Source organism: Pseudomonas fluorescens, assembly GCF_040448305.1.
Taxonomy (GTDB): domain Bacteria; phylum Pseudomonadota; class Gammaproteobacteria; order Pseudomonadales; family Pseudomonadaceae; genus Aquipseudomonas; species Aquipseudomonas fluorescens_BH.
Map to the genome: position 1 here is coordinate 3,806,390 of NZ_CP148752.1, position 24,932 is coordinate 3,831,321.

35 protein-coding genes are annotated in these 24,932 nt (G+C 57.2%); 9 read left to right on the forward strand and 26 right to left on the reverse strand.

The window, feature by feature from the left end; all coding sequences use genetic code 11:
* Position 1: 1 nt before the first annotated feature.
* From WHX55_RS17235 to WHX55_RS17315, 17 genes are all read right to left on the reverse strand, one after another.
* Positions 2-880 carry a baseplate J/gp47 family protein gene (locus WHX55_RS17235; RefSeq protein ID WP_353740879.1) on the reverse strand — a complete coding sequence of 293 codons (879 nt, stop codon included), beginning with the start codon at positions 878-880 and terminating at the stop codon, positions 2-4.
* Positions 877-1,203 (reverse strand): GPW/gp25 family protein, encoded by a 327-nt coding sequence (locus tag WHX55_RS17240; RefSeq protein ID WP_353740880.1) that lies wholly within the window; start codon positions 1,201-1,203, stop codon positions 877-879. Before WHX55_RS17240 ends, WHX55_RS17235 begins: the two co-directional genes overlap by 4 nt.
* A gap of 13 nt (positions 1,204-1,216) precedes the next feature.
* Positions 1,217-1,438, reverse strand: coding sequence for a hypothetical protein (locus WHX55_RS17245; protein WP_353740881.1), 222 nt, complete (start codon positions 1,436-1,438; stop codon positions 1,217-1,219).
* A 58-nt stretch (positions 1,439-1,496) separates the two neighbouring features.
* On the reverse strand, positions 1,497-2,057 hold the full coding sequence (locus WHX55_RS17250) for a phage baseplate assembly protein V (protein WP_353740882.1): 561 nt from the start codon (positions 2,055-2,057) through the stop codon (positions 1,497-1,499).
* Positions 2,024-2,575, reverse strand: coding sequence for a hypothetical protein (locus WHX55_RS17255; protein WP_353740883.1), 552 nt, complete (start codon positions 2,573-2,575; stop codon positions 2,024-2,026). The genes WHX55_RS17250 and WHX55_RS17255 overlap by 34 nt, the downstream gene beginning before the upstream one ends.
* A complete protein-coding gene (locus WHX55_RS17260) occupies positions 2,568-2,933 on the reverse strand; it encodes a hypothetical protein (RefSeq protein WP_353740884.1) in 366 nt (121 codons plus the stop codon). Before WHX55_RS17260 ends, WHX55_RS17255 begins: the two co-directional genes overlap by 8 nt.
* Positions 2,930-3,250 (reverse strand): capsid cement protein, encoded by a 321-nt coding sequence (locus tag WHX55_RS17265; RefSeq protein WP_353740885.1) that lies wholly within the window; start codon positions 3,248-3,250, stop codon positions 2,930-2,932. The genes WHX55_RS17260 and WHX55_RS17265 overlap by 4 nt, the downstream gene beginning before the upstream one ends.
* A 68-nt stretch (positions 3,251-3,318) precedes the next feature.
* Positions 3,319-5,409 carry a ClpP-like prohead protease/major capsid protein fusion protein gene (locus WHX55_RS17270; protein ID WP_353740886.1) on the reverse strand — a complete coding sequence of 697 codons (2,091 nt, stop codon included), beginning with the start codon at positions 5,407-5,409 and terminating at the stop codon, positions 3,319-3,321.
* On the reverse strand, positions 5,348-6,892 hold the full coding sequence (locus tag WHX55_RS17275; RefSeq protein ID WP_353740887.1) for a phage portal protein: 1,545 nt from the start codon (positions 6,890-6,892) through the stop codon (positions 5,348-5,350). Before WHX55_RS17275 ends, WHX55_RS17270 begins: the two co-directional genes overlap by 62 nt.
* Positions 6,889-7,101, reverse strand: a complete 213-nt coding sequence (locus tag WHX55_RS17280; protein WP_057714284.1) for a hypothetical protein — start codon at positions 7,099-7,101, stop codon at positions 6,889-6,891. Before WHX55_RS17280 ends, WHX55_RS17275 begins: the two co-directional genes overlap by 4 nt.
* Positions 7,092-9,173, reverse strand: a complete 2,082-nt coding sequence (locus WHX55_RS17285) for a terminase gpA endonuclease subunit (RefSeq protein WP_353740888.1) — start codon at positions 9,171-9,173, stop codon at positions 7,092-7,094. Before WHX55_RS17285 ends, WHX55_RS17280 begins: the two co-directional genes overlap by 10 nt.
* Positions 9,136-9,690, reverse strand: a complete 555-nt coding sequence (locus WHX55_RS17290; RefSeq protein WP_353740889.1) for a terminase small subunit — start codon at positions 9,688-9,690, stop codon at positions 9,136-9,138. Before WHX55_RS17290 ends, WHX55_RS17285 begins: the two co-directional genes overlap by 38 nt.
* 162 nt (positions 9,691-9,852) lie before the next feature.
* Positions 9,853-10,593 carry a hypothetical protein gene (locus tag WHX55_RS17295; protein WP_353740890.1) on the reverse strand — a complete coding sequence of 247 codons (741 nt, stop codon included), beginning with the start codon at positions 10,591-10,593 and terminating at the stop codon, positions 9,853-9,855.
* 81 nt (positions 10,594-10,674) lie between these two features.
* Positions 10,675-10,998, reverse strand: coding sequence for a phage holin family protein (locus WHX55_RS17300; RefSeq protein ID WP_150755794.1), 324 nt, complete (start codon positions 10,996-10,998; stop codon positions 10,675-10,677).
* Between the two features lie 726 nt (positions 10,999-11,724).
* Positions 11,725-12,297: a TetR/AcrR family transcriptional regulator gene (locus WHX55_RS17305; RefSeq protein ID WP_150723659.1), complete on the reverse strand. Its 573-nt coding sequence runs from the start codon at positions 12,295-12,297 to the stop codon at positions 11,725-11,727.
* A 64-nt stretch (positions 12,298-12,361) separates the two neighbouring features.
* On the reverse strand, positions 12,362-12,853 hold the full coding sequence (locus tag WHX55_RS17310) for a DUF302 domain-containing protein (RefSeq protein ID WP_150723658.1): 492 nt from the start codon (positions 12,851-12,853) through the stop codon (positions 12,362-12,364).
* A 75-nt stretch (positions 12,854-12,928) separates the two neighbouring features.
* Positions 12,929-14,380, reverse strand: coding sequence for an amidase family protein (locus tag WHX55_RS17315; RefSeq protein WP_353740891.1), 1,452 nt, complete (start codon positions 14,378-14,380; stop codon positions 12,929-12,931).
* 555 nt (positions 14,381-14,935) lie between these two features.
* On the opposite strand from WHX55_RS17315, the gene WHX55_RS17320 reads away from it, so the two are divergent.
* Positions 14,936-15,250 (forward strand): hypothetical protein, encoded by a 315-nt coding sequence (locus WHX55_RS17320; RefSeq protein WP_150755798.1) that lies wholly within the window; start codon positions 14,936-14,938, stop codon positions 15,248-15,250.
* A gap of 337 nt (positions 15,251-15,587) precedes the next feature.
* Here the strand turns inward: WHX55_RS17320 and WHX55_RS17325 are convergent, their stop codons facing one another.
* From WHX55_RS17325 to WHX55_RS17355, 7 genes are read right to left on the reverse strand one after another with little or no spacing between them, the layout of a single operon-like run.
* Complete coding sequence (locus WHX55_RS17325; RefSeq protein ID WP_178082417.1) at positions 15,588-15,977, reverse strand: antiterminator Q family protein; 390 nt, start codon at positions 15,975-15,977, stop codon at positions 15,588-15,590.
* Between the two features lie 4 nt (positions 15,978-15,981).
* The gene (locus WHX55_RS17330) at positions 15,982-16,302 is read right to left on the reverse strand and encodes a hypothetical protein (protein WP_150755799.1); all 321 of its coding nucleotides are present in this window, start codon (positions 16,300-16,302) and stop codon (positions 15,982-15,984) included.
* A 39-nt stretch (positions 16,303-16,341) separates the two neighbouring features.
* The gene (locus WHX55_RS17335) at positions 16,342-17,619 is read right to left on the reverse strand and encodes a site-specific integrase (RefSeq protein ID WP_353740892.1); all 1,278 of its coding nucleotides are present in this window, start codon (positions 17,617-17,619) and stop codon (positions 16,342-16,344) included.
* 31 nt (positions 17,620-17,650) lie between these two features.
* Positions 17,651-18,433: an ATP-binding protein gene (locus WHX55_RS17340; protein WP_218543924.1), complete on the reverse strand. Its 783-nt coding sequence runs from the start codon at positions 18,431-18,433 to the stop codon at positions 17,651-17,653.
* Positions 18,414-19,268, reverse strand: coding sequence for a DNA-binding domain-containing protein (locus WHX55_RS17345; protein WP_223543904.1), 855 nt, complete (start codon positions 19,266-19,268; stop codon positions 18,414-18,416). The genes WHX55_RS17340 and WHX55_RS17345 overlap by 20 nt, the downstream gene beginning before the upstream one ends.
* A 1-nt stretch (position 19,269) precedes the next feature.
* The gene (locus WHX55_RS17350) at positions 19,270-19,767 is read right to left on the reverse strand and encodes a YmfL family putative regulatory protein (protein ID WP_151213754.1); all 498 of its coding nucleotides are present in this window, start codon (positions 19,765-19,767) and stop codon (positions 19,270-19,272) included.
* A 40-nt stretch (positions 19,768-19,807) separates the two neighbouring features.
* Positions 19,808-20,029, reverse strand: a complete 222-nt coding sequence (locus WHX55_RS17355) for a Cro/CI family transcriptional regulator (protein ID WP_154859727.1) — start codon at positions 20,027-20,029, stop codon at positions 19,808-19,810.
* A gap of 106 nt (positions 20,030-20,135) precedes the next feature.
* On the opposite strand from WHX55_RS17355, the gene WHX55_RS17360 reads away from it, so the two are divergent.
* The 8 genes from WHX55_RS17360 (at position 20,136) to WHX55_RS17395 (ending at position 23,783) form a co-directional block, all read left to right on the forward strand.
* Positions 20,136-20,858, forward strand: coding sequence for a S24 family peptidase (locus WHX55_RS17360; protein WP_154859726.1), 723 nt, complete (start codon positions 20,136-20,138; stop codon positions 20,856-20,858).
* A 162-nt stretch (positions 20,859-21,020) separates the two neighbouring features.
* Positions 21,021-21,269: a DUF1654 domain-containing protein gene (locus WHX55_RS17365; protein WP_353740893.1), complete on the forward strand. Its 249-nt coding sequence runs from the start codon at positions 21,021-21,023 to the stop codon at positions 21,267-21,269.
* Between the two features lie 318 nt (positions 21,270-21,587).
* The gene (locus WHX55_RS17370) at positions 21,588-22,037 is read left to right on the forward strand and encodes a TerB family tellurite resistance protein (protein ID WP_353740894.1); all 450 of its coding nucleotides are present in this window, start codon (positions 21,588-21,590) and stop codon (positions 22,035-22,037) included.
* On the forward strand, positions 22,034-22,237 hold the full coding sequence (locus WHX55_RS17375) for a hypothetical protein (protein WP_151213758.1): 204 nt from the start codon (positions 22,034-22,036) through the stop codon (positions 22,235-22,237). Before WHX55_RS17370 ends, WHX55_RS17375 begins: the two co-directional genes overlap by 4 nt.
* Before the next feature lie 65 nt (positions 22,238-22,302).
* Positions 22,303-22,503, forward strand: coding sequence for a carbon storage regulator CsrA (gene csrA, locus WHX55_RS17380; protein WP_151213759.1), 201 nt, complete (start codon positions 22,303-22,305; stop codon positions 22,501-22,503).
* A gap of 150 nt (positions 22,504-22,653) precedes the next feature.
* Positions 22,654-22,926, forward strand: a complete 273-nt coding sequence (locus WHX55_RS17385) for a hypothetical protein (RefSeq protein ID WP_353740895.1) — start codon at positions 22,654-22,656, stop codon at positions 22,924-22,926.
* Positions 22,923-23,384: a hypothetical protein gene (locus WHX55_RS17390; protein WP_151213761.1), complete on the forward strand. Its 462-nt coding sequence runs from the start codon at positions 22,923-22,925 to the stop codon at positions 23,382-23,384. The genes WHX55_RS17385 and WHX55_RS17390 overlap by 4 nt, the downstream gene beginning before the upstream one ends.
* An 81-nt stretch (positions 23,385-23,465) precedes the next feature.
* The gene (locus WHX55_RS17395; protein ID WP_151213762.1) at positions 23,466-23,783 is read left to right on the forward strand and encodes a hypothetical protein; all 318 of its coding nucleotides are present in this window, start codon (positions 23,466-23,468) and stop codon (positions 23,781-23,783) included.
* 3 nt (positions 23,784-23,786) lie between these two features.
* On the opposite strand, the gene WHX55_RS17400 is transcribed toward WHX55_RS17395, so the two are convergent.
* Both WHX55_RS17400 and WHX55_RS17405 read right to left on the reverse strand, forming a co-directional pair.
* On the reverse strand, positions 23,787-24,224 hold the full coding sequence (locus tag WHX55_RS17400) for a hypothetical protein (RefSeq protein WP_151213763.1): 438 nt from the start codon (positions 24,222-24,224) through the stop codon (positions 23,787-23,789).
* A gap of 329 nt (positions 24,225-24,553) precedes the next feature.
* Positions 24,554-24,775, reverse strand: a complete 222-nt coding sequence (locus tag WHX55_RS17405) for a hypothetical protein (RefSeq protein ID WP_150755812.1) — start codon at positions 24,773-24,775, stop codon at positions 24,554-24,556.
* Between the last annotated feature and the right edge of the window lie 157 nt (positions 24,776-24,932).

Sequence of the window (24,932 nt, forward strand, 5' to 3'; positions counted from 1 at the left end):
GTCAGGCCCCCAGCGTCACGCTATAGCCCGTGCAATACGCCGCCTCGGCCTTGCTCGGTTTGAGGTCGCTCCAGCCCAGCAGCTCAACCCGGGCGATGCCGGGAACGTGCAACTGCGCATCGACGCCCGAGCGCGCCACTTCCAGACCCAGGCGACGGCGCGGGTTGATCCACTCGCTCAGGCGTTTCTGACTTTCAGCCAGGTAGGCCTCGTTCTCCGGACCCGGTGCCTGCGGGTACAGCACCGCTTCAATGCGGTAGTCGATGACCACGGCGCTCTGCACCGTGAGGCGGTCGGCCACCGGCCGCACGTCTTCGTCATTGAGGTGCAGCCGGACCTCTTCCAGCAGTTCCGACGAGGCCGCGCCGCTGCCTTCCAGGCTGAGCACGGTGACCACCACCACGGCCGGTGACGGACTTTCCGCCGTGGCATCGGCCACCAGGCCCGAGGCATTGCGCGCATGCAGGATGTAGCTGTTACGCGGCCCCGCCGTGGTCAGCCCCTCATACGACAGCTGCACCCGCTCGCGCAGGGCATCGTCTTCTTCGAGCACCTGCGGCGTCGGCGGCACCGTGCTCGGATCTCCCGCCTGAATCACCAGGCGTTGCAGGTTGACGTTGGCGGCCAGGTGATCGAGGTCGGCCCGCTCGGCATGGGCCAACAGCAAGGCCTTGCCCGCGTCGTTGACCCGCGCCCGGTTCTGCAAGGCGCCATACGCCGCCTGCTCGATCAGCTTGAGCACCGGGTCGCTTTCCAGCTCCGCGCTCCAGTTGTCGCCCATGCTCAGGCGGAAGGCTTCGAGTTTCTCCTGGTAGACCGCTTCAAAGTCGAGGTCCTCCAGCACTTGCGGCGGCGGCAGGGCCGCCAGTTCCATGGTCATGCGGACACCTCCAAAGTCACGTCGCTACCCAGGTACTGCCCGGTCAGCTCAAAGGTGATACGCCCGTCGAGGATGGCCACGGCGCGCACCCGGCCCAGCTTCAGGCGCGGCTCCCAACGCCCCACCGTGCTGGCCACCTCGGCCTGCACGGCACTCTTCCAGCCGTCATTTACCGGCAGGTCGACAAAGCGCCGCAGCTTGCTGCCGTACTCCGGGCGCATGCGTCGGCTGCCCAAGGGCGTGGACAAGATGTCCTCGATGGACTGGCGAAGGTGATCGAGGCCGGAAATGAGTTGGCCGGTGCGGCGGTCCAGTCCGATCATCCCGATCATGGGATCAGCCCTCGACCGCGACAAAATCCTTGCGGCCATGCAAATACTCGATCGCGACCGTGTCATCCGAGGCCACCGCGACCTGCCCTTTTTCCACTTTCAAGGTGCGCTCGGCCTCCAGCAGAATCAGCACCCGCGAGGTATACAGCGTGTCGCGAAAGAGGCTCAGCGTGGCCGGCGCGGGCGCCTCACTGGCGGCTGATACTTCCTTGGTTTTGCTTGTCATGGATTTACTCCAGGTATAAAAAAACCCGCACGCGGCGGGATGAAGGTGAATGTTTCACTCAATGCGAGTGGTTGCTGCTGTTGCCACCGGCGTCCATGATCGTGCCGGCGCCGGTGATGTCGCCGGATACACTCAGCGTGCCGTCGATGCTCACGTCACCCGCCAGGGTGATTTGGCTGGCCGTCACCCGGACTTGCTCCGGCGTCACGTCAAGCTGCGAGCCACCGACCGTGATCGTCGCGCTACTGCCGTTGGGCAAATCGATGCTGTAGCTGCCAGCTTGCCAGTCATAAACCAGCGAGCCGCCATCGTCGAAGTACCAGGCCTCGACGTGATCGCGGTTATCCGGGGGTGCCCCGGCGTTGCCATACAGCCCCGGGATAAAGGTGCCCATGGCCGGATCACCGCTCGGGCTGAACAGCGCGCCCTGCTCATTCGGGCTCGGTGCACGCCAATGACGGGCTTTGCCGGCGGCCAGGCTGTGCCAGCGCACCCAGGCACTGACCCAGGTACCGGCCTTGACCCGCACCCGCCCGGCGCTCAGATCGACGCCGACCACCACGCAAGGCAGCAGCATGGCGGCGATCATCCGGTCGTGTTCGGCGCTTGCGTATCCCATGCCAGATCCTCCGGCTGAAAGTAGTGATCTTCATTGCCGGTACCGGTGCAGCCATCGACGTTCAGGTACAGGGAACCGGGCGGTTCGACTGGCCATAACCATTCGGTTTCGCCAATCTGGAACACCTGCTTCCACTCCACGATCCACACCACAAATTGCGCCAGCTCCGGCATCGAGTCGTCCGGAAATGCACGCACCTCCTGCACCTCTTCGACAAAGTCCAGCCCCCAATACTGCCCGCGCAAAATTTTGCTGATCTCGGCGGCCAGAATGGCGGCCTGCAAGGCCGCTTTGCTGATGGTCGAATCGACCATGATGCACACCTGGAAGCGGCCGCTCAGGGAGGTTTTGCCGCTGCCATTGTCGGCGGCTTCGCCGATTTCCGTCAGGGCGAACAACACCGCCGGCAGACCGACTTCAGCGTTCAGTTCGGGGAACGCCTCGACGCTCACCACCGACGGCAACCCGGCGCGGAACGTCGCCTCGATCGCATTGTGTAAGGTCGTCAGCTCATCCATTGTTCAAACTCAGTATGAAAGTGACCATACCGGCACCGTCCGGCTCGCGCTTGCTGACCTTGTAGCGACCGCCGCCCTGCTCCACCGGTAGATCAATGGTGAGAAAGGTGTCTTTCTCGATGCCCACCGCCTCCACCACGCGAGCCGTGAAGGTGGGTGCCAGAACGTTATCCGTCACGATGGCATTGCCCAGGCGTACGCTCTTCGATTTGCCGCCGACATCCGCACCGACAAAGGGCGAGAAGAACGCACCGAACAGTGCCAGGCCGTCCGGCTTGATGGCGCGATCGCCGAGGCGATCGACCAACACTGCATCCATCCGGGCCGTGATGTCACGAAAGCGGCCCAGCGTGGTCATTGAATCAACAACGCTTCGGCAATCCCGCCGACCGGAGCACTCATCAGCTTGCCAAATGGCACCGTGTCACCGGTAGCCGTGAGCGGATCTACCAGCACACCGGCTTGCAGGGCCACCTTTTGCCCCTGCAGCAGCGCTACATCGGCGGGCAGGCGCCAAACGCCGTCGAGATGACCGACCAGCACAGCGCCTGCTGCACCATTGGCCATGGGAATGACTACCGTATCCACCAGCACCAACGGCACCCCCGCCGTCGCGCCACCGTCTGGAGCCACAAAAGTCAGCGTGCTGCCGGGACCCGAATAATTCTTGGACATGCGATTTTCTCCTGTACAGAAACAACAAACCCCGCTCGCGGCGGGGTGTTTAGGGGACTCTTCAACCGTTAACGGCTGGCTTTCGCGGGTGGTACCACACCAACCGACTTGTTCAGACCGCGATAATCCAGCGCCGCGACCCCGGCATCGATCCGCACCTTGCTCGTCACGCCATCAATGGTGAAACCCTGTTGCTGCTCCATGTAAGGCTGTTCAACGCCGTCCAGGTAAGCGACTTCGATGGTGTCGGCACCTTGGCGGGCGGCTTCATACCAGGTGACTGGCGAATCATCGTCCAGGCGCGGCTCGGCGATCACCGTGGCGAAATTGCGAATCGGGTTGTCGATGCCGGCATTGGTATCGACCCCAGGCACCGACGCCGAGCGGATCAGTTGATTGGTCTTGTCTTCCAGCGCCACCGGCACCAGGACAAACGCAGGGCGAATGTTCAGGGTGCGGGCCTTGCCGCCCTCGACCTCGGTTTTCTGCAAGGCCATGGCGGTCTTGGCCTTGCTCAGCGCTTCAATCGACATATTGGCGCCGGTACCGGAAAACAGGTTATTGCGCGAGGCATCGAACAGCTCTTTGCCGTCGCTCATCACCGGCGAATGGATCAGCGTGTCATAGACCAGATCGCCGATGGTGCCGCGTGCGGCCAGGCCCATGTTGTAAGGCACGGTGCTCAGTTGGTCGAGGTCATCGTTGATGATCGCCTGACGGGTGATGCTGAACATCTCACCGTAGGTGGCCAGGCGGATTTTTTCGCCACGGTCATTGGTGGTGATGTACTTGTATTCAGCTCCTGGGCGAACTTCACGCAGACTCGGGAACGCACCCATGCCAACCCGGGACGCCACCTTGAAGTCACTCAAACGGCCCTTTTTCGTCCACAGGTGATAGGTTTCCGGCGCCTCGTCCCAACCGAGCAGGACCGACTTGGCGGCGCTGTCCACCAAGATGTTGCCGAAGTCGCTGGAGTCATGGGTGAACGCCAGACCGACCATGGCCATCGGATCAAGGGTGGCCACTAGAATGCCGCGATCATGCAGCGAGGCGCGGGCCAGCTCGCGCAGGCTCATGTGGTTATAGGCGTTGTCTTTCTGGTTTTCCGCCTGACCCAAACGACCGGCCAGCGAGGCGCGCACCGAATCGCCAACCAGGTTGCCGTTGCCGATGTGGCCATGGTGGTGAGGTCCACCCGTGGGGGTGGTGGTCGAGCCCAGCGCAACCAGCAGTTTTTCCCGCGCCATCTCAGCCGTACAGCTCAGGTCATTGAGGCAGGTGTTGAGCAGCTCGGTGTGGCTGGTGACCAGCGAACCACAGAACGCGGCATTGATCGCCGTACGGCGAGCACCGTCCGCTGCCATGACCTGGGCGCGCATTTGATCCAGGGTCAGCGCGACCGGCGCCGGATCGACCGCCGGTGCCGGAGTTGGGGCCGACGTTGGACTCGGAGCTGGGGTTGGAGCGGAAGCACGTGGATCGAACAGATTTTTCGCCGAGGTAGGCATATTGGTGAACTCCTGCATTCGTTTTGAAGTGAGTTGAGCAGCCGCCTTGAACGGATCAAGCACCTTGTCAGCGAAACCGGCGGCCACCGCTTCGTTGCCATCCATCCAGGTTTCAGCCTTGAGCAGCACCTGGATGTCCTCGATCGATTTGCCTGACTTGCGCATGTACGCCTGAATCAGCGTGCTCTCGACTTTGTCGAGTAAATCGGCGTACTCGCGCATGGCATCGGCATCACCGACCTGACCACCCCACGGCTTGTGAATCATCATCATTGCGTTGGCCGGCATGTTGATTTCATCGCCGGCCATGGCGACCACGCTGGCCATCGAAGCGGCGAGACCGTCGATGTACACCACGACCCGGGCCGAATGGCCGCGCAGCAGGTTGTACATGGTGGTCCCTTCAAACACGTCACCACCCGGCGAGTGGATGTGCAGGTTGATCTGAGACACATCGCCCATGGCGGCCAGATCGCGGGCGAACTGTTTGGCCGTAATGCCCCACGCGCCAATTTCGTCATACAGCATCACCTCGACCACCCCGCGTTGCAGCGCGGCGCTCAGTGAGTACCAGCTTTCGCCGGGTTTATTCGTCGGGGTTATCGAGGCTCTCGGCCTCATCAACGACAGGTTTTTTTGGCTGTTCATCGGTTTGCGTTTTTCCATAAATCTCGTGATAGAAGTCCGAGCTGAAGACCAGTCCCTGCTCCCGGTTGGTTTTGATTTCCGAAGCTCGGGAACGCTTGAGTTCCTGCGGATTGCGCTGCCGCGCCCGCGCCACTTCCGACTCGTCGGCAAAGCCGGCCTCGACCAGGATCTTCCAGGCATTGGCCTCATGGATCGGGTTGATCCAAGGCATTACCGGCCCTTGGTAAATCGCGCCAAACACCGTGTCCGGATCGACGTCGACCGGCACTTGGATCACCCCACTGGCGATCGCCATGTGCAGCCATTCGCGATAGACCGGGCGACTCCAGTAGTCGATAAATTCGTGCTGCAGCAGGTCATAACCCGCCTGCCCCTCGACGAGCTCCTGACGCTGTGCGGAATAGGTGCCGTCGTAACTGCGCGCCACACTGGAGTAGGTGCCCCGGGTGCCGGCGGCCACGGCCTTGAGCTGACCGTTGCGAAAGCCTTCCAGAAAGGGGTTGGGCCGATTACTTTCGATCATGCCGACGTCTTCGCCGGGCAGCAGGCCGTCGAACACCATGCCCGGACCGATGGGAATGCTGCGGGCGCTGACGCTCTGACCATTCACGGCAGACGGTGCGGTGTAGTCGTCCGGCGTCCCTTTCTTGATGTACATGGCCAGCGCCGCGCTGATGCGGGCGGCGACTCGTTCGCTTTCCTCGTAATCCTTGATGTCCGCCAGGCGGACTAGCACGGCATGTAGCAGCGGCTGCCCGCGGTTCTGACCGATGCGTTTTCGGTGCGCGATGTGAATCATCTGCTCGGCTGGCACACGCTTGGTGGCCAGGGTCAGCTGGTAACCGGCCGCGTGCCCGGGGTGATGCTTGACCAGGTGATAGGCACGAACCCGGCGCCACTGATTGCGCTCGATCCCCTGCACAATGCCCTTGGCTTCATCGTTGTATTCCCACGGCAGATAATCCGGCTCCAACAACTCCAGGGCGAAGGGCACCACGTTCAAATGCTCATAGCTGGGCACTCGCCCCTTGAGCTTCTGCGCCAAGGCTTCGCCATCGCGCAGCCAGGTACGGCACACCTGTCGCTCCATCTGCGGGCGGGACAGCTCGCCGGACGTTTCCGGGTGCAACGACCATTCGGCCCAGCGGGCCTTGATCTGCGCCGCAAACTCCAAGTGCACTTCCCCTGCGTAGCTCAAGGGAAACGGCTCGACCGCGATGCCCATGCCGCCCACCACGCGCTCTTCCAGGCGATCGAACAAACCAGTAACTATGTCGTGGTCTTCGTCCAGCTTGCGGCATTGCTCGCGCAGGGAACGCGCCGAACGCTGCAGCGAGCGGTCCGCGCTGGCGGATTGTTTCTTGGCCTGGTGCGTGCGAGTCATCTGCGCGGCTTCAAAGGCCATGATCTTGTGACGGGCATGCAGACGTTCAGCCACCAGCCCCGGAAACACCGGGGCCAGCACGCGATCCAGCAGGTTCATCGGAATGTCGCCAGGGCGTACGGCGGCTGCCCCGCCGCCGCTGCCTGTTGTGCTCGCACCCGGCGCTCCCATTCCAGTCGGCCGGCGCGGATTTCTTCCAGGTCATCCATGATCAGCTTGCGACCGTTAAAGAGGATTTCCTTGCCCTGCAGGATGGCCAGTTCGGCCTCCAGATAGCGGTCCACCATGTCTTGAGCGGTTATAGCCATGCGCCTTGTCCTGTATTAAGCCAGCCGCCCGACTCGGCGGGCTGGTCGGGTGAATGTTCAGGCTCTACCTCAGGTACCGACACCGTGGCCGGTGTCAGAGCGGCAACGGTGGCCGGTTTGCTTTTCTGCTCGTGACTCATCGGCACAGTCCAGGTGCCTGACGGCAACTGCTGTGCGAGCAGGTTGAGATTCATGCCAAAGCGCTGCTGCGTTATGCGTAACGCCGCCAAGGCGTACACCAGGCAGTCGAGCGCTTCGTTTCGTCGCCCGCCTGCGTCCCAGCGCTGCACGCGCTGGTGTTTGACGATCACCCACTTGCGGCGCTCGGCAGTCAGTTGCCGTAACTCGTCTTCGCCGCAAATCATTTCGTTGGCAGGCAAATGAATACAGCCAGGCACAGGCGCGCCCGAGCCATCCGGCTGCATCTTGAGGCGGCCATAAATCAACTCTTTGGCATTGTCGGTACCCACTTCGACCAGGTAGGCACGTCCCCCTTTGACCTTGGTTTTCTTACGCGGCCAAGTCGCAATCGGCTTGCCATAGGTCGAGGCACCAAATACAGGGATCACCCACTGGGTGCCATGCTTGATGCATTCCTCACGTACTTCATCGCAGTAGTGACCACCCTGGTCCCAACACCAACGCTCCACGCCCATCACCGTGCCATCCACCCGGGTGAAGGTCTTGTGGATCTCGAAACCGACCTTGGCCCGTAGCTCGATGCTGCCCGGGTCACCTTGAAGCACGAACTTATGGACCAGCCACGCTTCCTCTCCCGCGCCAAACGCCCAGACCCGACCTTCATAGCGGTCATCCTGGGTATCAATACCGCCGAACAGGGCAACCGCTTTAGCCGGCACTTGCGGATAAATTTCCCGGCGCGCGTGCAGCTGCTGCCATTCCAACTGCTCGCCTTGGTCCTCTTCCCATGCTTCGCCCAGAGTGGTGTTGACGAAGGTTTTGAGCTTGCCCCGATCCTTCTTGATCTTGAGCCATTCCGTGACGACTTCAGCCCAGGTCACAAACTCCGAGTACACCGTCCATATATGGAAAGTCACCGAACGCGGCGGCTGTATTGATTCGTCTGCAGCGCTGAACCAGGCCATGCCGTCGCGCGTCCAGATCCCGGTCCGCTCACAGATGTACCGGCCGTTAACGGATGCCGCGACCATTTCGTGGTATTCGAAGGTACAGCCATGGCCGGACTCGCACAGGTACCAGGCCTTCACCACCTGCCCCAGCTCGTCCACGGCCCACTTGATACCGAACGGCGTAGCCGGGTCACCCCACTTCAGATACTGCTCGGTACCGCAGCACGGGCACTTGATGTTGAAACGCAAAAAGTGCGGGGAGTCATTGGCCGCCCGCGTGATCTGGCAGCCCTCCCCCGAGGTTTCCTCATTGTCGTCAGCGACAACCACTGTCGTCGGGGTCGATCCGCGTATGGACTTTTTGAACGTGGCACCTTCCAGGCGCTTGTCGCCAAGAATGGTCGGCGCCCCCTCGCCCTCGATGTCCGCGTTGAACTTCGACAGCTCGTCATAAATCACTTCATCCGGGCTTTTCTCCCGGTAGTTTTTCGCCGCCGTGCCACCCAGGCACCACAGCATTTTGGCGTTATCAAAGCGCTTTTCATCCAGCGTGTTATCGCGATGCTTCACCCCATACCAAGGTGCCAAGGCGCGCACCACAGGGCTGTCACGAATCATCGTTTCGATGTGCCGCTTCATCATGCCGTCAGCGTCGCCATCGGTTGGGCACCAGACAATGACGTTGCGTTTCTTGTGCTGGACCTTGTAGCCCATGTTGGCCACCAGCATTTTGGTGTAGCCAACCCGCGCCGATTTCAGCACGTTGACTTCACGGATCAGGTCGTTGCCCATTGCGTTGAGAATCGCGACCTGAAAAGGCGCTGTCGTCCAATCACCTTCCTGATAGGACGACTCGGACGACAGATAGAAATGATCATCGGCCCATTCAACCGCTGTGCGCGGCGGCTCTTTATAGAGGCCGGCGAGTCCCTTGCGGACTCCCTCAACCAGCGCCCTCATCCAAGGTTTCGACAAACTCATCAAGCAACTCCGGCAATAGATCAGCCAAGCCGACCGCATCGTTACGCGTCACGGCGACTTCGCGCTGTATCGCCTCAAGGTGACGCACCTCGATGTCGGGACACTTGCGCTTGACCTTCAAGTGCACGGTGTCGAGGGTTGACCCGAGCTTTGCGCTCAGACGAGACAATGCGAACAAGCAAAAATCAACCGGTACCAGCCTCTTGGCCTTAACCTTGTTTCGCATTTCCTGAGCGTCTGCCTGCTCAGTTGTCAGTCGCAGTTTTTGCTGCGCCTGTTTGTATTCAATGAGCGGATCGAGCGGATCACCGTTGTCGTCGACAGGTTGGTCTTTTGTCACCTGATGCTTGAGTCGGTTATCCAGCACAGACCGGACGTCGTAGAACACGTCGCGGCCGATCTTCGCAACGGGCTGAACACCCCATTTATCAAAGGCCTGAGTCGTGATACCGAGGCTGGTAGCCATGCGCGATTTGTTCAGCCAATGAGGCTCGCGGGAGATGGTCGGATTGGCCATGGACTAAACAACAACCTCGATTCAAAAATGGGTCATACATAGCGAAGCAGCGGGGCCCGAATTACCCCCTAGGCCTCCCTCCTCGGGAGGACCCGTTGAATTCACGCCAAACTCAGCAGGTCAAGTAATAACGGTACAGAAACAGCTTTTTCCTGCTGTCTGTCAGGGCTTGGCGGTGGCCATAGCATCGACAAATGCACCGCGGAACTCGGCGCCGTAGTGGGCCTTGCAGATGTTGTTGGCGATCTTGAAGAACGGGAAGATGGCGCGGTACATCGGCGCGCTCCGGCTGAAGACAAACATCGGCCTGACGGCATCGCCGAACGCCGTATCTTTGCGCTCCCACACACCAGCCGTTCCCCCGACAACGCCCGAGAAATAACTCCTAGCATTGCCCTTGCGCTGACTGCGCTTGCTGTTGGAGGCGTTGGCCTGATAGCCACGCGAGGTTTCGGCAGCCCCCAAGCCCGACAAGATCCGAGTCATCGTTCCTCGGGAAACGTTGCCATGCTTGTCGAGCACGTTGGGATTAGGGATTGCGAACTGGCTGGATTTCATAAAGCCGCGCGCGATCAGGGCTTTTTCAAAGCGCTTATGCGGTCGTGGCCCGCCCCTGACGGTCTGCTGAAGGTAGGTATCAGCGGGAATGCCAGAGGTCCAAGAGTCCTTGAAAAAGACTTCGGCCGGCTTACTTTTGGTGGCCATTCTGACAAACAAGCTGTTCATCGTAGTCCGAGTTGGCCGATCCAGACGCTGCGCCATGACGGTCAGTTCGCCCTTCTTGACCCGCTGGGCCAAGCGGGTCGCGGTCAGGGCAAGCACATGCGGAATGTGCTTTTTCTCCAGCTCCAGCAACGCCTCGGACACGGGCAGCAAGTCGGGTGTGATTTTGATTTTGACCATTTAGTTTTCCGCGATAGCCGAGCCGTAACTATCTGGCGGCCCGTTGAGCGAGTCATAGCGGGCCATCACTGCTTTACCTCGCTATGAATTACGGGAGTTGATACCAGCTTTCCTGGCCAGAAACTGGGTGTACAAACCGCCGGTTACATCAGCACCAATGACCGCGATTACGATGCCCAGACCGGCGGCAAGATAAAAGTTGCTCCACAGCGCCATCGCGAGCAGCAGCGTGGCCATACCCAACAGGCCAGACGCAAGAAAACGTAGTGCTACACGCTGGAGGATCTGCCGAAGACCAAGGTCAGTACCTGAGGCTCTCAACATCTCCCCAGATAATCCGGCCATGCTTAACAATACCAACAGCCAAAGAGGCACGTCGGCGAGAGCCTGATGCTCTGTGTTCATCTGTAGTCCTCGAGTAGATCCGGCCTCCATGTCACTGTCATCCGCTCGGAGCAAAGAGCCAGGCATAGGGCCGAAAACGAAAAAGCCCCGCTCAATGGCAGGGCTTATAAAAGGGCACAAAAAACCCGACTCAACGGTCGGGCTCTTGAAAGGCGTCTCGCTGCGTTCACAGCAACACACGCTGCTATAAAAGCAGGTCTATTCCGTGCGGAAAAGGTCTTTCCGCAGCGTATGCGAAATTACCCCCAACTTGACCACGCGTTTGCATTCGACCTGACCAGTCATTTGCATTCGTTCTGACCACCGATTGCATCGGATTTGACCAGCACGCTTTGTAACCATGATCGGCAGAGAACGGCCGATACTGTCGAAAAAGTCGGCCATGGTTTGCGCATCGGAAAAGTACGCGTCCGAGATTGAAATCTTTACTTTTGGCAGAGGCTTGCGGACTCGGATTTTACGTAGCAGCGTCCCAAAAAGGCGTTTTAACCAGCCAATGGTCAGGCAGTTTGGGCAGACCGACTTTTTCAACACAATCGGCCAAGAGCGGACATTGGCTCTTTCATGTTAGAACGAATACGAAATCATACCCTGGCAGTCAGCGCTAAGGTTTCGAGGCTTAGGTCGAAAACCGCTATACAAGCCCGTGCATGTCGCCTGCCAATCGTGACAGCACATTTCAACCAAACAGGACTGGGCAACAGGTGAAATGGTCGCGCGTGCTTATCAAGCTTCGACTAATATCAGTGCTGCTTGCACCCCACCCTCTAAAATTTCTTCAGCTAGCAGTGGATCAGCTACTGCCCTGGCAATTTGAAGCGTGCCGGCCATAAGGCTGAAAACCGCTGTCGCCCGTTTTTGATTGTGTTCAGACTTCGGATTTGGGAATAACGCTGCGAGGCTTCGAACATACGCGACCAGGCCCTCTTCATAGGCTTCCTTTGTCAGATCTGGCTGGCGACCTATTTCAGGCAATAAAGCTGCAGAAGGACATCCTTCCTCGTATCCCTTCAGGTGTGATGTGTTCAGGTATCGCCGAATGGCATCTTCAATACCAATCGACCCGGCAGCGGCATCAACCAAATTTCCGAGCTGCTCAGCCAATGCGTTAGAGAGTGCTTCCCGGACCAAGGCATCCTTAGAATCAAAATGCGGATAAAAGGCACCTTTCGTCAACCCCGATTCAGCCATGATGCCGGCCAAACCAGATGCAGAAATCCCATCTTTGCGAAAGCGTCTAGACGCAATGTCAATGATGCGTTTCCGCGTGTTTTCTTTATGGCCTTTATCAAAGCGCATTTTAATTTACCTATCATCGGATACCTGGAACCGGGTAGCACACCCATTTCCGCGTTCCTTCTGTTTACGATACTGCGGCTACCAGTGCCGCTTGCAAGTCCTCATCAAGTTTACGCGCAACCGCGTCGACCTTGTTATTGCCAAATTGGCCAAAAACGGAGAGCGGGCGGTCGTACTCGAAGGCGGCCACTCCATTTGCGTCTTCGCGTAAAAGCACGCGAATGGGGGCGTACAACGAGGCGGAGATATGATGCCGCGACATTTTGGATGCCGTGAGTGGATTTCCAATGTCGTATTGAATCGCGTGACGCTGGAGCCCGGCGATTCCCAGCAACGCGCCGTGATCTCTAACTCCAAAGATGGACAACGCTGGTAGAGCTTCAAGCTCTTTCAATGCGCGGATGGTTTCTCCATACCGTAGCAGCGTGAAAATGCCGTCGTCGATCCGAGGGATTAACCGTTCAAGTTTGGCCTTGACGACGGCGAATGAGTTGCTCGATTGAATCGTGACATGCTCGACGGCAATCGTTTTCATGAAGGAAGTTTGATTTTCCATTTTTACTGATCCTATAGAGTGATACAGCTACTTAGGCCCGTTACACCTGATCACTGGAATGCGATCGCTCAAAAATCAGATCGGCGAGGTCAGCACGCCAACGGCCGCTTCGACTCGACGTGCAACATGGAGCAGGGATCGATCTCGACCATATGGGCCATCAATTTCAAGACCAATAGGCAGGCCGTCTTTGGACACGCCGATTGGAAGGCTGATGCCTGGGATACCTGCAGCGCTCGCGGGAATGGTGTGGTTAGCCAGCACTAGATAACTGACTTCCTGACCAGAGATGAATAACTGTTCTTGATGTTCGATCAATGGTGCTGTGCACGGGGTTGTTGGAAAGATCAGGCCCTCAGCCCCACTGCTCAGAAATGCTTGGTCGAAACGGCGCTTGATTTCCAAGCGCTCAACCAAGGCGGCGTTATAAGTCTCCGCAGGGAGAAATCCTGGCCCATTCTTAAGAACAAGTTGCCCCCATACTTCTTTCAGACCAGGTTTCAGTCCCGAGTAAATTTCCTCGAAGGTGGCCGGGATGTTGTTTTGACGCAGGAAGCCTGTGACCGCCTCTTGGGTCTCGCGGAAGAAAATATTCCAGGTCGCTGTCAGTGCAAGTGAGGAAAAGTCATTCCCTAGATCGACTTCAACAACTTCAGCGCCGGCATCGCGCAGCCGACGAACAGTTTCTTTGAATTGCGCCTCAACATCCGGAGCTATGAGCTCAAAATATTGTCGAGGCGCATATGCGAACCTCGCCCCAACCAGATTAGTCTGATCAAAATTACTCGGAGCCTCGTTCTTGACTATTACCTCGTCGATCAGAATGCAGTCTTCTACATTACGGGCAAATACGCCTGTAGTGTCGAGGGTATGGGAGATAGGCGCGACGCCATCACGGGGCCAACGCCCTGTAGTCGGCTTGAAGCCGACTACACCGCAAAGAGATGCGGGTACTCGAATGGAACCAATCGTATCGCCGCCGAGGGCCGCTGGCACGAGACGCGCAGAAACGGATGCGCCTGCTCCGCTGGAAGAGCCACCCGACACATGGGTCTTGCTATGAGGGTTCTTCACTTGACCGTAAGGGCCGTTGTTACCGGTCAAGCCGAAGGACATTTCGACGAGGTTGTTCTTGCCAAAAACAATGCCGCCGGCGTCTTTCATTGTTTTGACAATGTCGGCGTCTTGCTCTGGCACAAACTTTTCGAGCGTAGATACACCTAGAGTCGTTCGCAGGCCTTGGGTGAGATAGCTGTCTTTGATCGCAATTGGAACGCCGAGCAGAGGAGCCGACGTACCTCGTGCACGCTCCTTATCCGCGGCCCTTGCGGACTCGAGCACAGCTTCCTTATCTATCGTAATAAAGGACTGTAAGTCGGAATGGTCTTGGGCTCTCTGAAGTAGAGCGCTTGCATACTTTTCAGATGAAATTTCACCTTTGCGAATGGCCTGAGCTGCCGCTGCGACGCCGAGTGCAGCGAAGCCCTCAGCATCATCACTTTTCTGAATTTCGGATATTTCCTGCATGACGAACCCTCACGTGACTGAATCAATCGGAACCGTCCCGGTTTTCAAGCGACGGAGACAGCTTTGAATTACGACCGTAATTCTACATTACGATCGTAATCCAAAGGAAGATGCCTGACAAGGCTCGAATGCCTAGGGTTCAATTCACCGCGAGAAGGAGGTTTAGCCTTTGGTGCAAAAGGTGAGGTGCAGACCAAGCTGTTGATCTATCGATTGCGTCTGAGGTTGAAAAGACAAACGCTGAGTGCGTCAGCGCCATTTTCAACGGCTTCTGCGATTGTTGGTCGGGCTCTTATCGGCCCCTTGACCGTCTGCTATGGTCGTTCTCTGCCGGTCATGGCCATGCAGAGTGATGGTCAAATCCGATGCAAATGGGTGGGCAAGTCCGTGCAATTACCCACAACTAGGCTGGGTTCGCTGATGGGTTACGCTGCCGTTGGTCGGCGCCTTGCGCAGCAGTGCGATAGAGAACTATAGGAATAAACTCTCGTGCCGATATCAGTGAGGCAAGGCCTACGCGCGCCTGACCTTGAATCTGAGCGAACGAGCACATTGATGAGTAATAAATCTTTGGAAGAAAAAGCGGCAGTGATGGTCGCCCCACATGAAACGATGGCCAGTATCGGACAGATCACTGCCGGGCGCGATGCCCTGCAACAGCGCCTGGACAAGGCTGATCGCGCGGCTCAGGAGCTTCAGAAGCAACTGGACTTGGCAAAGACGCTGATGACCCGTCTGCTGGCGGCGAGTTTTGCGTCGACCGGCAAACCTTCCGCCCCCCTGACAAACTGGGGGCTAAATGAGATCGACGTTGTCGAACGGGAGATGGCCTGCTATTTGAATCCTACCAATGAGGCGAGTGCCGCTTGATAGGTCGCGCACTGAATGCCTACAGGCTGCGTAGATACTGGCTCCAAGCAGAATGCCGCTGTTGGGTTACCACAACGGTTACCCATCGCGGTGTACCCAACCTGACTGGGCCTGCATAATCGCAGGCCCTTGGCGCTTCGGGTTGGGGTTACTCATGGGTTATCCCCTCACCAGTGACCGCCGCACCCGTATCAATGGATGCAAGATTCAGTTCGGTTGATTCCGGTCCGATTGAACGAAGGGTTAGGCCTCATGTTGCAACCTTACTTTGGTCGGACGGACTATCTATATTGGGTCGTTCTCTGCCTGTCGCGACAGGCAGCAATCGGCTAATAGCTTAAGCAGCTTTCCGCATTTCATCGACAGCACAATCGATCCACGCGATTCCGGCTCTCACTAATTCCCGCGTCTTCCCTTCACTTATGCCGTAGTGCTTGCCAACCCGAAGCATGGGCCATTTAGCACCGTAGTAAAGCCAAATAATATCGCCCATTTGTCGGTCACGATGTGAGAGCCGTGCAATCGCGCTATCAATAGCTCCGGCCCATTCATCTGTGATGCAATAGCTCTTGCTCGCCGACACTTGCGGCATTGCCTGACGCATTAGCGCAAAAGTCGGTGAGATATAGGTTGGGACACCGGCCCCATCCATCCGCCACCATCCCCACTGCTCCAGCAGGTATTCGGTATCACCCAAAGGTCGGCCTGCCGGCTTTCGAATCATCATGTTCTCAATCCCCTGTGTAATTCGTTCCGCCGGCACCGCGACGATTGTTCTGTTGGTAGTACGCGGCCGGGCCAGATATCGACGAGCCCTGCTGGAGCACTTCAATTTCGCGCTGCGCCTGCTGCAATTTGAAGCTCAGTTGGGTAACTAATTCGTCGGAAGAAAGCACCAACCTACTACCCAGAACAACCCAACCTGAGCCATTGCAAGCAGTACAAATCCGCTCATAACACACCCCTTCTACTACCGCTTTGCCCTTGCAGGTCGAGCAAGGCTCCAGCTCGATCCGCTCCCTCTTAATGCCAAGCCCCTGCCCTTTCTGCATGTTTAAATCCTCTTGTAAGATTAATTTCTGTTTTCGGCTTCAAGCCAACCAGCCCGAGGGGTCCAGGGCAACCGGCTTGCTCGCGCGTCTTGCTCCTGTCTTGTCCTGCAATGCATCAAAACCCTGTGCGTCGAGCCAGCCGTGCCATCGTTCCAGAGCGTTGCGCTTTACCATCTCGCCCATTGCCTGAAAGTAAGTGCGCTCCAATTCGGTCAGGGCGTGGTTGAGTAGCAGCTTGCCCACCAGCGAATCGACACCGAGGTTGGCCCAGATGGAAGGCGCCAGTTTGCGCAGGTCGTGACTGGTCCACTCGCCCGCCCCCAACTGGGCAAAAATGGCAAAGGCCTGGCTGCGTGACATCGGGCGCCCCGCACGTGAAGTCGCCGGAAACAGGTACGCCCCGTCGTAACCTTCGGCCCGCTGCTGCGCTCGGTAGCGCTCCAGAAAAGCCACGGCCTGCGTGGTCAACGGCAACAGGTGGTCGCGCTTGGATTTCGTGTCATCGGCCGGGATGAACCACTCCCCCGCGTCCAGGTGGATGTTTTTCCACATTGCCAGACGGGTTTCTGTGATCCGCGTAGCATGGGTCAGCATCAACACCAGCAGCGTCACGGCCACCGGTTCCGCGTTGAACGCTTCGCCCCATTCGGCCAGCAGGTCCACCACGGCAACGTGTCGCAAGCGCGCGCCCTTGGGCTTGATTTTGGCCTTGGTGAAGTGACTGAACGACACCCCGAGTAGTGGATTCACGGTGATCTTTTTCAGCGTCAAGGCGGCGCCGAACACCACCTTCAGTACGTCCAACACCGACTTGACGTAGGACAGGCTGTACTCGGCCTGCATGTGCCAGACCAAGTGTCGGTCCAAGGTATCGGCATTGAGTTTACACAAGGGCAAATCACCCAGAGCGGGCAACAACTGGCAGCGAATCGCCGACAACGACGATCCCCGGCGGCTTTTGGACAAACTGTTATCGGTGTTCAAGCGCGCGGCATACCACTCCAGCACCTGCCCGACCCGCTCCCAGCCATCCACTGTGGCTGCTGCCGTCGGATCGGCCAACAACCGGGCCTGCACTACCGGCAAGCTGTCGAGCATCACCCGCGCAGGCACGTCGGGCCAATTGGCAGCCTTTTTCCATTTGGCGCCCTTGTCGAAACGCACAAGGTGCCAACTGCCTTTGCTGCGGTCGTGACGATAACGAAACCGCAGCGGGTGCCGCGGATCTTTCAGCTCGGTTATGGTCGGGTTGATGGCATGCTGTTTGATGACGGCATCAGACAGTTTCACAGTCAGGGTTTTCAACGGAGCTGTCATTGCTCATCACCCTCGCTAAACCGATCGATCATCAGAAGCCCTCCTTGCCGCGTTGAGATTCCCACTCGAATGCCACGCCAATGCAGCCGTTTTCGCGGATGCGGTCGACACAGCGCGCACCGATGGCGTCGTTCAATTCGGTGGGCGACAGGTTGCTGACGATGATCGTGGGACGGCATTGCTCGTAACGACCATTGATGATGCTGAACAGAGTGGCCAGTTCGAACTCGCTCTGCTTGGTTGCACCGACTTCATCGAGCACCAGCAGGTCCGCGCCAATCACCTCACGCAAGATGTGCGCCTCGGACTCGCCTGAGCGCTCATTGAACGTCGCCCGAATCTCGCCGATGAGCGTGCCCACCGTGCGGTAAATCGCCTTGACCATGCATTCGTTGATCAGGTGACTGGCCGAGGCAATGGCCAGGTGGGTCTTGCCCGTGCCGACCTTCCCCAACAGCAACATGCAGCGACCTTCCCGGCGATGCTTCGAAAAGTTGTCGACGTAGTCGGTGCACGCATCCAGGGCAATCTGCTGGGCCGGATTCGACACGACGAAATCGGCGAATGACTTTTCCGCGAAACGCTTAGGAATCCGCGCGCTTGAATGCTGAACGATCCGAAACTGAAAGCGCTTGCGCTCGAGTTCTTGCATGTCGCGCTTGTTGCTCGCGCAGATGGGGCAACCAGACAGACTGCCGCCCTTGAGAATGACCGCTGAGTAACCGCCATGATCCAGGCAGCTCGCTGGCTGACGGCCGATGACGCCGAATTTGCGGTCCATGTGAGCGCCGAAGTTAGAGACGGAAGGTGCCATTGGCGTTCTCCTTGGTGCCGGCCTTGTAATCGCGAGTGTCGAAGCCGGAGTGGCGACTGACTGGAAGTGAATGTGCGGGGCCGACCGGCTTGTCAGGGAAGATCCCTGTCCATCCGTTGCTGATCGAAAGGGTCAGCACCGAATCGGGGGTTGGGTGGTTCGCCAAGGCCTTGGCCTGTTGTTCACAGGTCTTGGCTGTGAGGGGTTTGTGGATTTCCTTGCGGTGCTGGCACCAGTCCGCCCAAACCTCGACGCTGACGTGGTCTGGCTTGGCCATCAGCGGATCAAACTTTGCTGATTTGCCCGGCGCGTTAGCGCCCTGCTTTTCCTGATTACTGGTTACCTGATTGGTACCCTGATTACTGGTACCCTGATTTGTCGGAGATTTTTCCGACCCTTCTCGGATTTTTTTCCGACCCTGTTCGGAGATTTTTCCGACCTTGCTCGGACATTTTTCCGAGGTAGATCGGATTTTTTTCCGCCCCTCAAACACATCAGAGGTCGGATATTTTTCCGACCCATCCAGCTTGCGATTCCATTCTTTGGCTTTCTCGGTCAAGCGAAACAACGAGACGTTCGCGGTGCTGGATAACTCCACCAAACCTGCCTTTTCGAGCCCTTTGAGAAGCCGATACGCGGTATCGGGTTTATCGGTGAGCAGAGGCAATTCCTCAATGATCTTTGCCTTGGTCAAGACAAAGAAAATCCCGTTATCGGTTTTGATTGCTTTGGCCCAGCTGGGGCATTCGTAGACGAAGGAAAACAATTGCGCCTGCTGGGAGTTCAATCCCCACTCCAGCGCTTTCACTTGGTTGATCGTGATGGTGAACTGCATATCAACCCTTCCCGCTTGGGATTCGGGCGGGACCATTCGACTTGTACAATTCAATCTGTGCGATCACCTCCTCGTGTCGCGCAGCCAAGTACTTGGCATGCCCGGCCAAAATATCTGCCGCTTCCGCTCCAGAAATCTCGCCGTCATCCAGTGCCATGGCGAGAAGCTGGTCAACCCGGCCGCGTTTCACAGAGGTACGCAAAGAGCGCCGGTGGATGTCGACGTTGTCCAGATCGGCAACCTCAGGCAGGCGAACAAACACACCGCCATACATTGCGCAGATGTAATCCGGTAAGAAGGTAGTTTTCGCTTCAGTCTCAAGCGTGCAAATCTCATCGTCGGTGAGGGGCTTGACCCCTGCTGACTCGTAAATTCGGTTCTTGAAGCGCTTGAGATTCACCTCACCCAGGAAGTCAGAGGCGTATGCAAGTCCGCCGGGAAATGCATTGGCAGCGGCAATGACGGCTTTGCGGCGGGTGTCTAGTACTGGCAATTTCATCGTCTAGTTTTCTCTCGGCGCCGTTGCGCTCAAAGTTTGCTCATGAAATGGGCAGCATCTGGCGACGCGACCTTTTTGCGCTTTGGACCGGGAATGCTCTGAGCTCTTCAGCTGTGAAAGAGCCATCTGCGTGTTCAGTTACAAAAATGTCACGGCCAACCTGCAGCGCTTTGTTGAGCGACCCTTGGGACATCCCAAGCAGATTTGCTGCGTTGGTTTGCCCGCGTGCACGAGCAAACTCATCCAGACTTTTTCGGCTCATCTCGCCGATCTCCTTTGTTAAACACCCAACAAGTATCTCCGGCGGAATTTAATTAATCAAGCCCGGCGGCATTTGATTAAATATCGCCGCTAGGAATAATCGTGGAATGAAAAAACGCGAACTCGAAGACTGGGAAAAAGAAGAGTGCTTGGCACTCAAAATGGCTGTGGATGCCTTCAACACAGGCAAGTCACGGCGTGACGCCCTGACTCAGGGAAGGATCGCAGATGCCCTAGGCATAAATCAGGGCTCCGTCAGTTCGTACCTGAACGGCTACAACGCACTGAATGCGAAAGTCGCTAGCGCAATTGCCGGATTGATTTCCAAGCCCGTGGAGTCATTCAGCCCTCGACTGGCTGATGAGATTGCGAAAATGGCGAAGTCCAGCTTCGAATCCAATGTCGAGGCTGGCCCCCCCATCTATTCCTCACCTCGCAGAATCAATATCGAAGGCACCGCACAGCTCGGCAGTGAGGGATATTGGACAAGCCTTGACCAGGCAGCTGGCTGGGTTGAGACCTACTCCAGAGATGAGGACGCCTACGCACTTCGGCTCAAGGGTGACTCAATGGCACCAGCGATCCGTAGCGGGTGGGTCGCTGTCTGCGAACCCAATCACCGCCTAGTGCCGGGTGAGTATGTGATGGTCACCACCGTTGATGGACAGAGCATGGTTAAAGAACTTCTCTTCGAGACCGAAGAAGAGGTCAGCCTCATGTCGATCAACTCGGCTTACGGCGAGCGGCTGACAGTAGCTCGGGTTGATATCGAGAAAATCCATTACGTAGGGGCAATTCTTGCTCCCAGCAAGGTGCTGGGCAGAATCTAAATTTGGGCCCTTCGATTTGTCTCTAATTCCCTTGGACACCTCCCTCCTGAAGCCCGCAAATTGCGGGCTTTTCTCTGTTAAATAATTGTTTTTAATCGTTAATCTTTAGCGCTTAGGGTTCAAGCCATTCACTGTGTATCCATACATAAAAGGAGCAGTGCTATGGCAAAGCCAAAAAACAAACCAACACCGCCAAATTCGTTTGAGCTTCTTGGACTCCGCATCCAAAAAATCATCAGCGCCCCCGCTGCCCAAAAACGAAAAACGGCAGTCATTTGCAAGGAAGCAGATGAATGCCTTGAGGACTGGAAACAGCTCCTTGAAGAGATAGCAGAAAACGAGCACGTACTAGTGCGTCGAGAAGATGGCTGCGCCGCGCGTATCTCTTGGGACCTCCCCGCAAATATCTAGCCCAAAGCAAGCCCGTCCAGCACGGGCTTTTTTCATAGAGCGGAATTATATCTCCGGCGGCATTGACATTAAATATCCCCGGCGGCAATATTATCTCGTCGCAGTGAATCACAGCGGCAATACGGGGCCACCCGCCGCTCTTTAACAACCCAATCGATTCAATGCTGTCAGCTGCAAAAAGACTAACGCACCAGGCGTGGGCGACTCCCACCTAAGTGCGCCGTATCTGAGTCCCGCTGACAGCCCAATCAGATTTCACTTCATAGCCTTGGCAATAGGGCCATGTGGGAAATCCCCTCCCCTGTATGAGGAAACACCATGTTCGGAATGAAAAAACTCTTCGGAAAACAAGTCGGCAACGCCCAGGCCGAAATGAAGAAGGTTGTTAACCGCGACTTGATGCAGGCCATTGTCGGTGGCGGCCTATTGGTCGCTGCGGCTGATGGTGAGATTGAAGCCAGCGAGGTTTCCAAGCTGGATGAGTTGATTCGCTCCAACCCGAATTTGACGCACTTCGGCAGCGAGATCACCGAAACCATCAATCGTTTTACAGGCCAGTTGAACGCCAACTTTCAAGTAGGACGATTGGCGATCAAGCGGGAACTGGCCGACATCAAAAACTTTCCGGCCGATGCGGAGGAAGCCTACGTCAACATTCTTGCCGTTGCCCAGGCTGACGGCCAGATCGAGCCAGCAGAGTTGGTGGTGTTGAAGGAAATAGGCATGCACTTCGGTCTACGCTTGGCTGACTACGGTATCGAGGCGTGAAGTACGCGACAAAGGTTCTGCTGATCCTGCTGACACTGATCGTGGGCTGCATGTTGCTGAGCGGTCTTGCCTCGCGGGCCACTTGCTCTTACTACGGCTTCCAGACCGATCGAGAGACTCGCTACGCCGCCTTTGTTGGCTGCATGGTGAAGCTCGACGATGCGTGGTTCCCTCGTAATGAAATCCGCGTAATGCAGTGATGTTTCACTGATGCCGCCTCTTACAAGGCGGCATTGGGAAACCAACTAACGCAAGGAAATGGACAATGCTGATTTTGACTCGTAAAACAGGTGAAAGCATCAACATAGGCAATGACATCACGATCACCGTACTGGGTGTGAGCGGCCAACAGGTACGCATCGGGACAAGCGCGCCCAAGGAAGTCGCAGTGCATCGAGAAGAAATCACGCAGCGCATTCAGGCAGGCTTTTCGAAGCCCCCGATGGCAACACCTGCGATCACTTAGGCTGGTCTTCGTGACGCAAACAATGGCCCGGTTCCGATCGGGCTTTTTTACGCCTGCCTTTTATCAATTAGCACCCTTCTCTGCCCAATGGCGACCAGCAGGTGGTCGGAGTGCTGACGAATACACGCAACCTACTCCGAGGGATCAGCCATGCATCCATCATTTAAAGAGCGCTTCGATGAACTCGGTGTGCTACTGCAAAAAACCAAGGCTGCACAAGTCGTGCTATGCGGGCGCCCTGATCGGCAAGAGCCATCCAAACCGGTGCGCTTTCAAGTCAACGGGAAAAGTATCGGCATGTACCAGATTAAAGACCGCACCACCGGCAAGACTCGCGCCTTCCGTGACGACTACAAGGCCGCTCACGAACTCGCCATGCAGTTTGAAGTAAAGGCCAATCGCCAGATTGCGGTGACGCTATGAAAAAGCGAAAGCCCAACAACATGCGTACCCGGATAGAGCGAGCGAGCCGGGCACTGCTCAATGCCAATCACGTCGCGGTGGTCCACATCGACCCCAGCGGACGCCAAGGGATGATCAACAGGAAGAGCTGCAAGAGCATCCCGCCAGGACCACGCATGGCCGAAGCAGTCTGCGACTTCCCCCACCGTTGGACGATCTATCTCAGCGTCCAGTGTCGCGATCAACGAGGGCACCGCTACACTAAATCAGTAGAGGTTGCTCCCCAAGGCAACTATCTGGCCGCGCACCTCGAAGACGTGATCGAGGAAACCTACAAAGACTTGGTCGCCGAGAGCAATCCGAATCATCGGGTCGCTTCGGGCTGGATCGCCATCCCCGCCGAGATATCGCTGACTGAAGAGCAGGCCGCACGGGTGTTCGACGCCGTGGGTGTCTGGAGTCAACAGAGGGCAGCATGAGACGAATAAGCAACCAGGTGCGCCAGCGCCGACGCCAGACATGGCTGGATCTACCAGCCCAAAGAATTGAAGAGACAGGCTATGGCCACGGATATTCAGCGGAACAAGCGCGCCAAGGAGAAAGCCTTGCTGGACCGGATCGGCGCCGAGAAACGGTCGCTAATTGTGTCGAAGGCGCTGGCAGATGCACTCCAAGTGCTGGGCGCGCGCCACGACTTCGAGGAGTGGCAGGAGACGGTGTCAACCTTCATTCTTAACCTAGCAGCGGCTCCCACCGAGGAGTCCGCCCGATTCGCCAACATGTCGCGACACGAAATCACGATCAGCGAAAACGTGTCGCGAAAATTGGAACGGGCATACAGGCACGACGAGTTACGCGGCTGCAGCGATGACACCTGACGGTTATTCAGCATCGACTGGAGTGGGCGCCTCAATCACAGCGTGCATGATTGTGGTGAATATTTGGTAGCTGTAGTGATCATCTTGCGGATATACGAGAACCGATCCATCGCTGCTTAAAATCGCTCCATCACGACGAACGCTAAATCGACCCAATTCCGATTTTGAACCTCCGACCTGGCGCAAGAACAATACAGCTTCTGCCAGCCCAGCTTTATGCAGGGAGATTGGGTTGATCTCGATGGAGAACTGTTTACCCAATACTTCTCCCTCGATGCTGCGCTCCTTCGCAGCTATTGAAGTCATACCTGCGAAATGCTTCATCGACAAATCTTGCCAATGCTCAACGAGGTCGAGCAACTCAGAAGAAGCACGAGCCCAGTCCCCTTTGACTGTGGTGATGTAACTGAGGAAATCGTTTGGGTCTCTTGTGAAATCCATTGCACATGCTCCGATTGAGTCCGTTATCGGACGAATTAAGACCATGCCTTTGTAGGCCATTCAACATTATTTCGCTACTACGCTGCGCATCCGGTCACGGAGGGCGGCGCCTGATTGCTGAGATGTGGCTGACAGGTACTGGGCGAGCGCCACAGGTTCAACGAAGGGCAGGAGACTGTGTCAACGCTCCTGATCACCCTCGCTACCGTGCCTGCCGAAGAGTCCGCCTGCTTTGCGACCATGTCGCGACCTGAAATAGTCGTTAAGGAAAAGTGGTCGCGTCAGCTCGAAGAGTTCGCCAGGACGGGTATTGAAGCCTGAAACTTCAGTTACTGCGGGGGCATGGTGTCCAATGCCTGCGCATGAGCAACAATCATCACCTGAAGGGCGTTTGACACATGCGGATGCCCAACCCAGCGGTATGAAGCATTTCCAAGTAAGCCGGCTGCCGCGTTGTCCATCAGGCTTTTGACATCAAGCCCGCTGGCGATGGCCGCTCCAATAATTGCTACAAGCGCTTGCTCAAGTGCAATTTCGCGATCAGTGACCATTTCATCTCCTTGACCCGGCTCCATGCCGGCCCTAGAGATAAATAGCTCACAGGCGATCAAAATGCCACTATACCTTGTCGCATCCGGACACGGAGGGCGGTGCCTGATTGCTGAATTGTGGCTGACAGGTGCTAGGCGAGCGCCACAGGCTCAAGGA